Source organism: Cellulosimicrobium cellulans, assembly GCF_016907755.1.
In the GTDB taxonomy this organism is placed as follows: domain Bacteria; phylum Actinomycetota; class Actinomycetes; order Actinomycetales; family Cellulomonadaceae; genus Cellulosimicrobium; species Cellulosimicrobium cellulans_D.
This window is the reverse complement of the sequence record NZ_JAFBCN010000001.1, coordinates 1,145,444-1,160,088: the sequence shown is the minus strand read 5'-3', so window position 1 is coordinate 1,160,088 and position 14,645 is coordinate 1,145,444. Positions and strand designations below refer to the sequence as shown.

Below are 14,645 nucleotides of genomic sequence, written 5' to 3'. Positions count from 1 at the left end.
GGACGGGTCAGCGGCGCCCGCGCAGGCTCCGCCGGTCTGCGAGGACCGCCCACAGGCCCGCGACGGACGCGCCGAGCGCGGCGCACGTGACGACGATGACGGTGAAGTACACGCCCGGCTTGAAGACCGGGGCGGCGGCGGGCGACTGCAGCCAGGCGCCGCCGATCCCGAGGCCGAGCACCGTGCCCAGCACCACGCCGACGGTGAAGAACGCCCCGTAGCGCGGCGCGCGGCGGACCGTCGTCGGATCCACGACGGTCTCGATCTCGACCTCGTCCGCCGCCTCGGTCGCGTCCTCGGCCTCGGCCTCGCGCTCGGCGCGGCCCGTCCCGGCCGCGCCCGCGGGCACGGCGCCCTCGGCACCTGCGGACGCGAGGGGCGACGACGGCGCGGCGCCGGGCTCCACGTCGGGCGCTGTGTCGCGCACCGCGTCGGGTACCGCCGACCCGTCGGGGGCGTCGGCGTCGGGCACGGGGGACTGCTCGGGGCTCACGACCACGACCCTACCCGCGGTTGCTGAGAGCCCCGTGCGCCCGAGCACGGGCGGGCTCGGGCGTCTCGCCCGCCGGGCCCGGACGCACCGCGACCCGGGCCCGTCGGACGGGACCCGGGTCGCGGGACGCGGCGCCGCCTCGTCGGCGGCGCCGCACGGCGTCAGCGAACCGTCAGCCGCAGGTCTGGCCCTGGAAGGGGACCTCGTACTCCTGCGTCACGCCGTCCAGCGTGGCGGTGAAAGTCACCGTCCCGCCCTCGACCGACGTGGCCCGGGTATTGAACGACTGGTACGCGTTCTTGCCCGGCTGGAGGTTCGGGAACCGCTTGGAGCCGTAGGGCGTCTCGACGACGACCTCGACCGGAACGTCCTCGCCGTTGGTCGCCCGGACCGCGACGTGGACGAACTTCCCCATGCAGCGGGCAGAAGCCTCGAGGTTCTCGAGCACCACCGTCGGGGCCGCGGCCTCGACCGTGACCGGGATCCGGGCGGTCGTGCCGCTCGGCGCGGCCACGACCCAGAGGTCGTAGTCGCCCGCCGCGGCGTCGGCCGGGACCGTCGCCGTCAGCGTCGCCGCCCCGCCGGTCACCGTGGCGGTGCCCGCCGGGGTGCCCGGGTTCGCCGGGTCGAACGTGGCGTCCGCCGCGACGAGGTAGCCGTCCACCGTCGTGTTCGACGGCGACCCGAGCGACGTGAGGTTGAGGCCCGAGAGCCCCACGCTCACGTCGTCGCCCGCGGTCACGGTGCCGGGCAGCGCGTCGACCACCACGCGCGACCGGTCGAACGACGGCGACACGGGCGAGCTCTGCTGCAGGTACGCGATCCACGCGTCCCGGTCGACCAGACCGGAGTCGCGCGGGTCCGTGCCCTCGGTGAACACCCGGAAGTTGTCGCCACCGGTCGCGAGGAAGGAGAACGTCGCCACGCGGTACTCGCCCGCGAGGTCGATCGGCTCCCCGTTGATCGTCACCGACGAGACGTTGCTCCCCGGGGTCGCGTTCGCGTCGGCGGTCTCCGCCGTCCACGACACGTTGTCCGAGAGCCCCAGGGCGAGGTACGGACGCGACGGGCGCGTGCCGTCGGCGTTCGTCTGCCACTGCTGCTCGAGCATCTCGACGACCTGCTCGCCCGTGAGGGTCACGGTCCACAGGTTGTTGACGAACGGCAGCACCGCGTTGGCCTCGGCGTAGGTGATGACGCCGTCGCCGTTGTGGAAGAGCTCGTTGCGGAGCCCGCCCGGGTTGACGACGCCGATGTCGGCCCCGCCACGCGCCGGGTCGGACAGCGTGGCGAGGAGCGAGTCGGCGACGAGGTTCCCCAGCGTCGACTCGGAGGCGCGGTCGTCGCGGCCCGTGGTCGGCAGCGGGCCCGAGCCCACGTACGTCCCGCCGGGACCGGTGTAGGAGCCGCCGGAGTACGCCGTCGTGATGTCCGCCGTGACCTCACCCACCGGCTGCGCGCCGATGATGTCGGCCTGCTTGAGCGCCGCGTCGACGATCGTCTTGACCGCCGCGACCCGCGGGTACGTCGCGACGAGCGTCGCGTCGTCCGTCGTCGTGCGCGCGACGTTCTGCGCCGTGTACGCCGTGACCTCGTGGGTCGCGGTGTCCACGGTGAGCGACACGTGCCCGATGAACTCGCCGTAGTTGCCGGTCTGGACGATCGGGCGGGTCTTGCCCGGGACGCCCGGGACGGGCGCGTCCCACGCGTACTGCTTGTGGGTGTGGCCCGTGAAGATCGCCGCGACGCGCGCGTCGGTCCCGTTGACGATGTCCGCGAAGGCGCCGCCCGCGGCGACCTCCTCCTCGAGCGTCGCGCCGTCGGGCGTGCCCGCCGACGCACCCTCGTGGACGAGGCCCACGACCACGTCCGCCTCGCCGTTCGCCGGGTCGCCGTCCTGGAGCTGGGCGGTGACGCGGTTGAGCGCCTCGACCGGGTCCCCGAAGTCCAGGTCCGCGATGCCCGACGGCGTGACGAGCGTCGGGGTCTCCTCGGTCACGACGCCCACGAAGCCGACGTCGAGCCCGTCGATCTCGACCACCTGGTACTCGGGCAGTGCCGGGTTCGTCGTGCCCTTGTCGTACACGTTCGCGCCCAGGTAGGCCCAGTCGGCCTCGTCGCTCACACGGCCCGTGAGGTCCGCGAAGCCCTGGTCGAACTCGTGGTTGCCGACGGCGGAGGCCGCGAGGTCGAGCGCGTTCAGCACGTCGATCGTCGGCTGGTCCTGCTGGAGCGCCGACGCGAACAGGGAGGCGCCGATGTTGTCGCCCGCCGAGACGAAGGCCGTCCCGTCGGGGTTCGCCGCGCGCAGCTGCTCGATCGTGCCCGCGAACTTCACGGTGTTGGCGTCGATGCGACCGTGGAAGTCGTTGATCGCCAGCAGGTCGAGCTGCGTGGTGCCCGGCCCGGCGTCGCCGAGCTGGAGGCCGACGAGCACCGGGTCGTGGTCGGACGACCGGAACGGCGTCGTGTCGTAGAGGATCGACGCGTTGTAGTTGTACCGGCTGTACTCGTTGGCGATGGGCTCGACCGAGTTGATGTTCCACACGTCCGTGCCGGTGACGGCGCTCGCCGCGCCCGCCGAGGCGAACACGTGGTCGAGCGAGCCGACGTACCCGTCGAACAGGTAGGTGTGCTCGCCGGTCGTCTCGCCGAGGTCGGCGTAGCCCGCGTCCTTGAGGACCTCGAGCGGGTCCTCCTGGGAGTACGAGTTGAAGTCGCCCGCGAGCAGGATCTTGTCCGTGCCCGCGTCCGCCGCGACGTCCTCCGCGAAGCCGACGAGTGCCGTCGCCTGCGCGACGCGCGACGCGTTGAACGCGCCCTGGCCGTCGCCCGAGTCCTCGTCGCCGGGCAGCACGGGCGTGCCGGAGCCCTTCGACTTGAGGTGGTTCGCGACGACGAGCACGTCGTCGCCCGCGGCGTCGTCACCCTCGGAGACCCCGCCTGCCGGCTGGAACACCTGCGCGAGCGGCTCGCGCGCGTTGACGAACGCCGGGTCGTCGAGCAGGATCCGCGAGTCCCCGACCGGCTCGGCCGCGTCCACCTGGTAGATGTACGCGAGCCGGATCACGTCCTCCTCGTCCGGCAGCGCGGCCGGCGACGGGACGAACGCCCACTCGTCGGCGCCCGCGGCCTCGTTGAGCGCGTCGACGAGGTCCGAGAGCGCCTGGTCGCGGTCCTTGCCGAACGGCGTCGAGTTCTCGATCTCCATGAGCGCGACGACGTCGGCGTCGAGCGCGTCGATCGCCGCGACGATCTTGGTCTCCTGGCGCTCGAGGTTCTCGGCGTTCGCCGCGCCGCGGGCGTCGCAGCCACGGTTGACCGTGATCGGGTTGCCCGCGCGGTCCGTGTAGTACGTGCAGCCCGTGAGCTGGTCGCCCGTCGTCGTGAAGTAGTTGAGCACGTTGAACGTCGCGACCGATAGGTCGCCCCCGACCTCGGCCGGGGCGTCCTCGCGCGTGTTCGCGAACGAGGCCGGCTGCACCGTGGCGGCGTTCCCGCCGTCACCCGCGGTGAGCTGCGTGAGCGGCTGGAACGTCCACGCGTCGAAGCGGTAGTCGAGGATGACCGGCGTCGTGAAGGACACGCCCGCGCCGACGCGCGCCGGCGCCCCGCCCGTGAGGTACGGGAGCGGGATGCCCTTGTTCGCCGTGTTGTTGAAGTTGGTCGTCGCCCCGTCGTCGAGCACGACACCGCGCGCCGCGCGGTCCGCGACGGCGGCCGCGGCCTCCGCGCTGCCCGGACGCCCGGCCGACGTCGGCTGGACGAACGGGTCCGTGCCCGCGGCGAGCAGGAACGAGCCGTAGAAGTTCGTGTCGTAGTTGTCCGCGACGACGTAGTCGCCCGCGGGCTGCACGAGCATGCCCTCGAGCACCTCGCGCGCGGCGTCGGTCGCGGGGAACGCGACGTTCGCGGGCTTGACCGCCTCGGCCGCCTCGTCGAGGACCGTCCAGCCGCCCGCCGCGGGCGTGATCTGCGTCAGCGTGAAGTACTCGGACACCGCGCCCGTGACCTCGACGTGGTCGCCGACCTGCACGGCCGCGGCCCCGGCCTTGGAGTAGACGAAGATCGCGTCCGACGCCGTGTGCGAGGCGTCGAGGTCGCCGCCCGTACCCTCGGTCTGCAGGTAGAAGCCGTCGTAGCCGCCGGTGGGGTAGGTGGCGGTGACGACGCCGCGCGTCGTGACGGTCTGGCCGACGAGGGGGCTCGTCGCACCGGTGCCCTGGATCTCCGCGATCGGGACGACCTCGCCCGGCTCGGGGCCCGGTCCGCCGCCGTCGTCACCGCTGTTCTGCGGGGTGACGCTGCTGGAGAGCGTGAAGTCCTTGCTGTTGTCGTCCGTGTCCGCGAACCCGGTGCGGTTGATCGACGCCGGCACGTTGTTGGCCGACGGCGCGGGGCTCACGGCGGTCTCGAACGTGTTCGACGTCCCGTACCCGACGAGGTCCACGACGTTCGCGGCACCCGCGGCGTTGCCCGCGGGCAACGTGACCGCCGAGGTGGAGCGCACGAGCGCGAGGGTGCCCGTCGTGCCCGACGGGTTGAGGCCCCCGGTCGCGTCCGGCGTCGGCAGCGCCGCGCCGGTCGACCCGTTGGAGCCACCCTGCACGAGGAAGTAGCCCCCGGGCGCGACCGTACCGGTCAGCGGCGTGACGCCGGTGAAGGCGCCCGTCCCCGTCGCCGAGCGGTACTGGAGCGACATGCCGGAGAGGTCGATCGCCGCCTGCGTGGGGTTGTACAGCTCGACGAACTTGTGGGTGTAGGGGGCGTTGGCGCTGCCGCCGCTCAGGTAGGCCTCGTTGATGACGAGGCCCGACCCGTCGGGCGCCGCGCTCGCGGCGGTGGCCGCCGCGACGGAGAGCGGCGCGGCGAGGGCCACGGTCAACGTGCCCGCCACCACCCTCCGTCGCCGCAGGTGCTGGTGGTCGGTCACGCTGACTCCTTCATCTCGTGCGGACGGCCGGGCAGCAGTCGCGCGTCCATCGATCCAGTCCACGACTCGGACGGGTCGACGCCCTGCCTCCGCAGGACATCGCACCCCACCTGGATGAACGGGCGGTTGCTGCCACGTCACCGCCGCGAGAACGTCGCCGCACGTCGTCGTGCCGCGAGCGCCCGCACGGACGGCGGCCGATCATCATCGGACGCTAGCCCTCCGCGTCGCGCGCCGCCAGACCTGGGGGCGAGAACGTTACGCACCGGTAACACACCCGTCCCGGACGCCCGGTCCGGAGCGCGACCTCAGCGAGGGCGTGCCGCCTGGAGCGGCAGGAGCCACGAGATGTCGGACCGCTCGCCCGACGCGCGGACACGGCCGTCGGCGACGGCCTCGGCCCACGCGAGCGCGCCGGTCACGAGGCCGAGCCACGTCTGCGGGTCCGTCTCCACGACGTTGGGCGGCGTCCCTCGCGTGTGCCGAGGGCCCTCGACCGCCTGCACCGCGCCTGCCGGCGGCACGCGCACCTCGACCGTGTGCCCGGGCGCCACGTCCGCGAGCTCCTCGAGCGTGAACCGCACCGCGGTCGTCACGGCCCTGCGGTCGGCGGGGTCGGCGCGCCACGCCGCGAGGGCGAGGCGGCCGGCGGCCGGGTCGGTACGTCGTCGGGCGGGCACGAGGACCAGCCTAGGTCGCCCCGCCCACCCTCAGCCGACGGTGAACCGGACGCGGCGCTCCGCCACCGACGCCTCGCGCAGCGTCGCGCGCACGGGGTCGCCGAGCGGGAGGTCGGCGCCCTCGGTGCTCTCGACCGGCGCGCGGACCGCGGGGTCGGTGAGCACCACCTGGCCGCGCCGCGCACCCGACGCGTCGCCGCCCTCCCGCTCGAGGCGCCGGCCGCGCTCCCGGTCGTCCTCGACGTCGACGACGACGCCGTCGAACTCCTCCCCCTCGCGCCCGCTCAGCAGCGCCGCCTCGACGACGTCGACGATCGCGCGCTCGTACGACCCCGCGCGCTGGCCCGTCCGCGCCATCGTGCGCGGCAGCCCGGGCAGCGCGTCGAGCACCCAGCGCGGCACCTCAACGCCCGCGCACAGCGCGAGGCAGACCTCCGTGCCGTACCGGTCCACGAGCCGTCGCAGCGGCGCGGTGACGTGCGCGTACTCGGCGCCGATCGCGGCGTGCGCAGCGTCGTCGGGCACGCCGGGTTCCTGGCCCGTCCCCCCGAACGCCTCGTACGACGCCCCGCGGAAGAGCGACGTCGCCTCGTTGAGGAAGGCCGCGTGGCGCGGGACGCGCGAGTCGAGGGTCGGCACGAGGTCCGCGTACGCCGTCTCGCGCGGCCAGTCGATGCCGAGGGCGCGCGCGGTGCGCCGCAGGCGCGCGAGGTCGCGCGGGTCGGCCTCCGGCAGCGCGCGGAAGACGCCGACGCCGCCCGCGCGCATGAGGCGCGCCGCCGCGATCCCCGTGAGCAGCGAGATCTGGGCGTTCCACCCCTCGGCCGGGAGGGTCGACCGGAACTCGAGGCCGAACGCGCCGTCGTCGCGCGTGACGATCTCCTGCTCCGGCACCTCGAGCGACACTCCCCCGCGCTCGCGCTCGCGCGCGAGCCGCAGCTCGCCCACCTCGCGGAGCAGCAGGAGCGCGGCCCCGCCCGCGTCCTCGGACCCGCCCGCGTCGATCGTGGCCTGGGCCTCGTCGTAGGTGAGTCGCCGCGTCGACCGCACGACGGCGCGGCGCACCGTCGCGTCGAGGATCTCGCCGCGCGCGTCCAGCACGACGCGCCACGCCGCCGCCGGGCGCTCCTGGTCCGGCAGGAGGCTCGCCGCCCCCTCGGAGAGCACCGCGGGGTGCAGCGGGGTACGGCCGTCGGGCGCGTAGAGGGTCGTCCCGCGCTCGTGCACCTCCGCGTCGATCGCCCCGCCCGGCGCGACGAACGCGCCGACGTCGGCGATGGCGTAGTGCACCACGAAGGCCGCACCCGCGGGACCTGCCGGGTCGTCCCCGGCGCGCTCGAGGTGGAGCGCCTGGTCGAGGTCCATCGACCCGGGCGGGTCGATCGTCACGAACGGCACGTCCCGCAGGTCGACACGGCCGTCGCCGACGACGGCGCCCCCGTCGCGGACGACGGCCTCCGCCTCGGCGAGCACCGCGGCGGGGAACGACTCCGGGATCTCCATCTCGCGGCGCAGCGCCGCGAGCGCGCCGGTCACGGTGGCGGCCGGGTCCACGGAGGGCGTCGGCGCCGGGGTCTCGGCGGGGCGGGCGAGGAGCAGATGACGGGCGGGCACGAGCCCGACCCTACCCATCCGCCGCCGGGCCGTCTGCCGCCCGACCGCCTCCCGAGCTGCCTCCGGGTCGGGGACGACCGTGCGTGCGCAGGAGGGCGCGCGGGCCAGGGCGTCCGACAGACCTGGCCCGCGCGACGGGTACGCGCCACCACCGACGCGTACGGTCGAGGCAGCACCCGCCGCCCGGATCGAGCGGGCGACGGGTGCGCCGGTCTCACATCCCGCGGGTGCCGAACCGGTCCCGTGCGGCGTCGTCGCCCGAGCCTGTCGCGGCCGCCGCGAGCTCGCGGCGCACCTCCTCGCGGAGCCTCCCGTGGTTCTGGGGCTCGGGCGCAGCGCCGAGGAGCAGCTTCGTGTAGTCGTGCTGGGGGTCGAGGATCACCTGGTCCGACGGCCCGCGCTCGACGACGTTCCCCCGGAACATCACGAGGATCTCGTCGCTGAAGTGCCGCGCGGTCGCGAGGTCGTGCGTGATGTAGAGGACCCCGAGGTTCTCCTCGCGCTGCAGGCGCGCCAGCAGGTTGAGCACCCCGAGGCGGATCGACACGTCGAGCATCGACACCGGCTCGTCGGCCACGAGGAAGCGCGCACCCGGCGCGAGGGCCCGGGCGATCGCGACCCGCTGGCGCTGCCCGCCCGACATCTCGTGCGGCTGCTTGGCCGCGAACACGGGCGCCGGGGTGAGGTTCACGCGCTCCAGGAGCTCGTGGACCCGCGCGTCGAGCGCCTCCCGCCCGCGGGCGACCTTGTGCAGGCGCAGCGGCCGCTCGAGGTGGTGGCCCACCGTGTGGAACGGGTTGAGCGACGCGAACGGGTCCTGGAACACCATCTGCACGTCGTGCCGGTAGGCGTCGAGGCCCCGGCCTCGGGTCGCCGACGGCGTGCCGTCCAGCAGGATCTCGCCCGACGTCGGCGTCTCGAGCTGGGCGATCATGCGCGCCACCGTCGACTTGCCCGAGCCGGACTCCCCGACGACCGCGATCGTCTTGCCCGGCTCCAGGGTGAACGACACGTCGTTCACCGCGCGCAGGCGCGTGCGGCGCAGCCCCTTGCGGATCGAGAAGTCCTTGACCAGGTTGCGGACCTCGAGGGTGCTCATGCGTGCGGTCCTTCCTGGCTCTCGCCGGTGCCCTCGCCCGTGCGGACGAACGAGCCGCGGTCGCCCGTGAGGCTCGGGAACGAGCCCAGCAGGCGTCGCGTGTACGGGTGCTGGGCGCCCTCGAAGATCGACTCCGCCGTGTCGATCTCGACGATCTCGCCGCGGAGCATCACCGCGATGCGGTCGCTGATCTCCAGCAGGAGCGGGAGGTCGTGCGTGATGAACACGACGGCGAACCCGAGCTGCTCGCGCAGCCGCATGATCTCGCGCAGGATCCCGCGCTGGACGACGACGTCGAGCGCCGTCGTCGGCTCGTCCATGATCATGACCTGCGGGTTGAGCGCGAGCGCCATCGCGATCATGACGCGCTGCCGCATGCCGCCCGACAGCTCGTGCGCGTAGCTGTCGAGGCGCAGCGGGTCGACCCCCACGAGCTCGAGGAGCTCCGCGGACCGGGTCGCCCGGTCCCTGCGCGACATCCCCGGCCGGTGGGTCTTGAGGACGTCCCCGAGCTGGTCGCGCACGCTGATGACCGGGTTGAGCGAGTTCATGGCGCCCTGGAACACCATGGAGACCTTGTCCCACCGGAACGCACGCAGGGCGTCACCGGAGAGCGCGACGACGTCGACGTCGCCGCCGTCCTGGTCGTGGAACGTCACCGTCCCGGACGTCAGGAGCGCCGGGGGCTTGAGGAGGCGGTTGATCCCGTACGCGAGCGTCGTCTTGCCGCAGCCCGACTCGCCCGCGAGGCCGAGGATCTCGCCACGGTGCAGCGTGAGCGACACGTCCTTGACGGCGTGGACGACCGGCTCGACCTCGTAGTCGATCGAGACGTGCCGCGCGGTGAGCACCGGCTCCTTGCCGACGAGGTAGGCGGCGTGGCCGTCGCTGGTCAGCGGCCCGGCGGCCGTGGTCGTGGCGGTCATGCGCCCACCGTCTCCTTCGCGTCGTCGGCGTCGGTGTCCGTGCCGTCAGGGTCGCCGCCGTCGGCGCCGGGGGCGTCGGACCCCGCGGCGTCGGGGTCCGCGTCCGCGGCGAGGCCGGCCTTGCGGGCCTTGCGCACGCTCTTGACCGCGGCCGGGCCGAGGCGCAGCCGGGGGTTGATGATCTCGTCCAGGCTGAAGTTGATGAGCGCGAGCCCGCAGCCGAAGAGCGCGATGAGCAGGCCCGGCGGGACGAACCACCACCACATGCCGAGGCTCAGCGCGTTGTTCGCGCTCGCCTGGTTGAGGATCGTGCCCCACGTGATCGAGCCCGACGGGCCGAGCCCGAGGAACGACAGCCCCGCCTCGGCGAGGATCGCGAGGAGCACCGCGCCGAGGAACTGCGCCGTGAGCAGCGGCAGGAGGTTGGGGAAGATCTCCACGAGGATGATCCGCGGCGTCTTCTCCCCCGCGACCCGCGCCGCGGACACGTAGTCGCGGGCGCGCAGCGACTTCGCCTGCATCCGGAGCACGATCGCCGCGCCCGGCCAGGCCGTCAGGCCGAGGATCACGGCCACGATGATGAGCGACCGCGTCTGCAGGTACGCCGAGATGACGATGATCAGCGGCAGGCCCGGGATGACGAGCATGATGTTCGTGACGAGCGAGAGCGCCTCGTCGGTGAACCGCCCGCGGTACCCCGCGACGATGCCGAACACGATCGACAGCACGAGCGCGATCGCGCCGGCGACGAGACCCACCATGAGCGAGCCCTGCCCGCCGTACGCCACCTGGGCGAAGATGTCGTTCCCGATGTGGTTGGTGCCGAGCAGGTGCTCGGCGCTCGGCGGCAGGAACCGCGCGTTCGCCGTGGAGCGGGGGTCCTGCGTGAAGAACGGCGCGACGAACGTGAACAGCAGGATGCCGACCACGAGGACGATCCCCGCGGTGAGCTTGCCGGACCGCCGCGGGAGCATCGCCCGCAGGCCCCGGCGCGCGGGCGCGGCGGGGGCGTCCTGGTCGAGCGCCGCAGGAACGTCCCGCACGTCCGGGACGATCCCCTCGGTCGTCGTCGCCGGCGCGAGGCCGTCGGCCACGACCGTGGCCACGGGTGCCGCGTCGGCGGCGGGGGTCACGATCTCCGTGTCGCGGATGTTGTCAGACATTGGCGCGCGCCCTCGGGTCGATGAATCCGTAGATGATGTCCATGAGGAAGTTCGCGGCGAGCACGGCGAGCGTGATCACGAGGAACGTGCCCTGCATGAGCGCGAAGTCGCTCGCCTGGACCGCGTTGAACAGGAGCTTGCCCAGACCCGGGTAGCTGAACACCTGCTCCATGACCACCGACCCCGCCACGACGAACCCCAGCGCGACGCCGAACCCGGCGAACGACGGGAGCGCGGCGTTGCGGGTCGCGTAGGTGATCGCGACGCGCATGCGGCGCAGGCCCTTGGCCTCGGCCGTCGTGACGTAGTCCTCGGACAGCGTGGACACCATCATGTTGCGCATCCCGAGCAGCCAGCCCCCCACGGACGAGAGCACGATCGTCAGCGCGGGCAGGAACCCGTGGTAGATCACGCTGCCGACGAACGCCCACGACCACTCCGGGCCGTTGTCGAAGCCGAAGATGTCGTAGCTGCCGATCCGCGGGAACCACCCGGTCGAGACCGAGAAGACCGAGACGAGGATGAGGGCGAGCCAGAAGTAGGGCACCGCCTGGAGGAGCGTCGACGCGGGGATGATGCTGTCCACCCACGTGCCGCGCTTCCAGCCGGCCCACGCCCCCAGCCCGACACCCAGGACGAACGAGATGATCGTCGCGAGTCCCACGAGCCCGACCGTCCAGGGGAGGGCCTGGCCGATCAGCTCGGTGACGGGCTGGGGGTAGTAGGTGATGGAGATCCCGAGATCTCCCTGGAACAGACGCCCCCAGTAGTCCACGTACTGGTCCCACAGGGAGGCGTCGCCGTCCGCGCCGAAGAGGAGGTCGATGCTGTTCTGCATCTGGGGCGTCAGCTCGCCGCCCTTGCGCAGGAACTTGTCGATGAAGATCTGCTTGGGGTCACCAGGCATGAGCTTCGGGATCAGGAAGTTCAGCGAGACCGCTGCCCAGAGGGTGATCACGTAGAACGTGATCCGTCGTGCGTAGTACCTCATGATGCGTGTCCCTCGTTCCCCGGTCCTCCTCCTCGGCGCGGTCGCATCAGCTCGTCGGCTCGAGCTTCGAGAGCACGACGCCCAGCGAGACCGTGCTCCACGACGGCGGGAAGGCGTAGAGGTCGTCCTCGGTCGGCCAGCCCGTGAAGTCCTTCGTGTCCATGAACGTCTGCGAGGCGTTCACGACGACGGGGATGTAGGGCAGGTCGCGGACGATCTCCTCCTGGATGACCGCGTACTGCTCCTGCTTCGCGGCCTCGTCGTTCGTCGAGGCGGCCGCCTCGACCGCGGCGTCGACCGTCGGGTTGGTGTAGCGCACGTAGTTGAAGAGGCCGGACTCCATGACCTCGCCGACCGGACGCGTGTAGTCCGTCGTCATCCACTGGCGGTAGATGCTGAACGGGTCGTCCAGCGACGGGCCCGTGATGCCGCCGACCATGAGCTGGTAGGTGCCCGCGACGCGCGCGTCCGACATCTCCTGCTGCGTGACCTTGTTGTGGACGATCGAGATGCCGGCGGCCTTCGCCTGCTCGACGAGCAGGTCACCGACGGCGTTGTAGTCGTTCCAGCCGTCGACCGTGATGAGGGTCAGCTCGACCTTCTGGCCGCCCTTCTCGTAGATGCCGTCCGCACCCTTGGTGTAGCCGGCGTCCTCGAGGACCTTCGACGCCGCCGCGGCGTCGGCCGTCTGCGGGCTCTCCGCCTCGACGTCGGGCGAGATCCAGCGGTCGTCCCGGCCGAGCAGCGCGAACGTCGGGGACGCCGTCGCCGCGAGGCCCGCGAACGCCTTCTCGTTGATCTCCTGGCGGTCCATCGCGAGGTTGATCGCCTGGCGCACCGCGACGTCGGTCTGCGGGCCGGTGCAGCCGAGGTCGACGGACACGCAGGTGTAGATCGTCGTCGGGTCCTGCGGCGTGTTGATCATCGTGAGGCGGCCGTCCTCGGTGATGCGGTCGGGGTCCGCGACGAACATCGCGGTCCAGTCGACCTTGCCCGTGGTCATGAGGTCCTCGGCGCTCTGGTTCGCGTCGATGCCGAGGTAGCGGACCTTCTTGACCTTCGGGGCGCCGTCCCAGTAGTCCTCGTTCGCGACGACCGTGTAGGCCGCCTCGGTGACCGCGTCGGCCTTGAACGGGCCGGTGCCGACCGGGTTCTCGTTCGCGAACGTCACGAGGTCGTCGACCTCGGACCAGATGTGCTCCGGCACGACGAGCGACGTGCCGAGGATCTGGACCTCGGAGGTGAACTGCGGCGAGTCGAACGTCCACGTCACGGTGTACGGGTCGACGGCCTCGACCGAGATCACGAAGTCGCGCTTGGCGGCCTCGTTGGTCTGGGAGAAGACCACGTCGTCGGCGTCGAAGTCCTCGCCGTCGGTCCACTTGACGCCCTCGCGGAGCTTCACCGTGAGCTCGGTGCCGTCCTCCGACCACTCGAACGACTCGCCGAGGCGGGGCTCCGGCGGGCCGGCCTGCGCCTTGTTGTAGTAGAAGAGCGGCTCGTAGATCGCACCGTTCGCCGCGTGCAGCGGGTTCGGCGAGTACGGGTTGAAGTTCGCGACGATCGGCGTCTGCGTACCGGCCCACACGTTCAGCGTGCGCCCACCGTCGGCGGTCTCGTCGCCGTCGCCGTTCCCGGAGCCGGAGCAGCCCGTCGCCATGAGGGTCACGCCGGTCACGAGCGCAACCGCCGTGAGCAGACGCTTGCGCGCCGTGCTTCGAATCATCATCGGTCCTTTCGCGTGGACGACGCGTCGTCGCGTCGTTCGTCGTGGCGCCCGGAGGCGTGTGGCAGGAACACTAACTAATCGATGCGAGGCCATCGACGAATACGACAGGAAAGTTACCTAACTGAGACATGCCCGATCCAGGCCGCCCCCGGGCACAGCGACGGCCGGCCCCCGCGTGACGGGGACCGGCCGGAGAGGTCGCTAGAGCGCGGCGTCGATCGCCGCGCGCGCCGCCGCGGCGACCTCGGGGTCCGTGACCTCGTAGCCGGCGTCGCCGCCGCCGCCGGGCCCGGCGTCGTCCGCGACGACGCGCTTCGCGGAGAGGTGCACGGCGTCCACGCCGGCGGCCACGAGCGCGCCGACGTCCCCGGGCCGCACTCCCCCGCCGGCCATGACCTGGACACGGCCGCCCAGGGGTCCGCGGGCGTACGCCGCCATGGCCCGCAGGCGCTCGACGCCGTCGATGCTGCGCGCCGCACCGCCCGACGTGAGCACGCGGACCACCCCCGCGTCGGCGAGCGCGTCGAGGGCCGCCAGCGGGTCCGCGACGACGTCGACCGCGCGGTGGAACGTCACCTCGCGACCGCCCGCGGCCTCGACGAGGGCGCGCACGGCAGGGACGTCCACGAGGCCGTCCGGGGTCAGCGCCCCGACCACGACGCCCGCCGCACCCGCCGCGACCGCGGCCCGGACGTCGCGGACCTGCACGTCGAGGTCGGCGTCCGAGAGGACGAACCCGCCCGGGCGCGGTCGCACGAGGACGTGCACCTCGACGGCGGGACCGCCGCTCGCAGCGTCGGCAGCGGCCACGACCGCCGCCTCCACGAGCCCGGCGCTCGGCGTGAGCCCGCCCGTCGCGCCCAGGCCGACGCACAGCTCGACCCGCCGGGCGCCCACGGCGGCGGCCACCCGGACACCGTCCGGGTCCTGCACCGCGAGCTCGAGCACGACGTCGCGGCCCGCGCGCACTGCGGGGCCCTCCGGGTCGGTGGTCGTCACTGCGTTCTCCCGTCGTCC

The 14,645-nt window shown here is 73.0% G+C and carries 10 protein-coding genes; all 10 read right to left on the bottom strand.

Going from position 1 to position 14,645, the window contains the following annotated elements; translation table 11 throughout:
- Nucleotides 1-7 precede the first annotated feature (7 nt).
- The 10 genes from JOE63_RS04995 to JOE63_RS04950 all read right to left on the bottom strand — a co-directional run bounded on the left by JOE63_RS04995 (nucleotide 8) and on the right by JOE63_RS04950 (nucleotide 14,627).
- The gene (locus JOE63_RS04995) at nucleotides 8-493 is read right to left on the bottom strand and encodes a hypothetical protein (RefSeq protein WP_204539633.1); all 486 of its coding nucleotides are present in this window, start codon (nucleotides 491-493) and stop codon (nucleotides 8-10) included.
- A gap of 172 nt (nucleotides 494-665) precedes the next feature.
- Nucleotides 666-5,426 carry an ExeM/NucH family extracellular endonuclease gene (locus tag JOE63_RS04990; RefSeq protein WP_307839941.1) on the bottom strand — a complete coding sequence of 1,587 codons (4,761 nt, stop codon included), beginning with the start codon at nucleotides 5,424-5,426 and terminating at the stop codon, nucleotides 666-668.
- Nucleotides 5,427-5,734: 308 nt separating this feature from the next.
- Nucleotides 5,735-6,106, bottom strand: coding sequence for a sterol carrier family protein (locus JOE63_RS04985; protein WP_204539631.1), 372 nt, complete (start codon nucleotides 6,104-6,106; stop codon nucleotides 5,735-5,737).
- 30 nt (nucleotides 6,107-6,136) lie between these two features.
- Nucleotides 6,137-7,720 (bottom strand): RNB domain-containing ribonuclease, encoded by a 1,584-nt coding sequence (locus JOE63_RS04980; protein WP_307839940.1) that lies wholly within the window; start codon nucleotides 7,718-7,720, stop codon nucleotides 6,137-6,139.
- Nucleotides 7,721-7,934: 214 nt separating this feature from the next.
- On the bottom strand, nucleotides 7,935-8,819 hold the full coding sequence (locus JOE63_RS04975; RefSeq protein ID WP_204539627.1) for an ABC transporter ATP-binding protein: 885 nt from the start codon (nucleotides 8,817-8,819) through the stop codon (nucleotides 7,935-7,937).
- Entirely contained in the window at nucleotides 8,816-9,745 is a 930-nt protein-coding gene (locus tag JOE63_RS04970; RefSeq protein WP_204539624.1) for an ABC transporter ATP-binding protein, read from the bottom strand. The genes JOE63_RS04975 and JOE63_RS04970 overlap by 4 nt, the downstream gene beginning before the upstream one ends.
- Nucleotides 9,742-10,908 (bottom strand): ABC transporter permease, encoded by a 1,167-nt coding sequence (locus JOE63_RS04965; RefSeq protein WP_239576625.1) that lies wholly within the window; start codon nucleotides 10,906-10,908, stop codon nucleotides 9,742-9,744. The genes JOE63_RS04970 and JOE63_RS04965 overlap by 4 nt, the downstream gene beginning before the upstream one ends.
- Entirely contained in the window at nucleotides 10,901-11,899 is a 999-nt protein-coding gene (locus tag JOE63_RS04960; protein ID WP_047231353.1) for an ABC transporter permease, read from the bottom strand. The genes JOE63_RS04965 and JOE63_RS04960 overlap by 8 nt, the downstream gene beginning before the upstream one ends.
- Before the next feature lie 46 nt (nucleotides 11,900-11,945).
- On the bottom strand, nucleotides 11,946-13,625 hold the full coding sequence (locus JOE63_RS04955) for an ABC transporter substrate-binding protein (protein ID WP_087472740.1): 1,680 nt from the start codon (nucleotides 13,623-13,625) through the stop codon (nucleotides 11,946-11,948).
- A gap of 204 nt (nucleotides 13,626-13,829) precedes the next feature.
- Nucleotides 13,830-14,627 (bottom strand): copper homeostasis protein CutC, encoded by a 798-nt coding sequence (locus JOE63_RS04950; RefSeq protein ID WP_307839938.1) that lies wholly within the window; start codon nucleotides 14,625-14,627, stop codon nucleotides 13,830-13,832.
- Nucleotides 14,628-14,645: the final 18 nt, after the last annotated feature.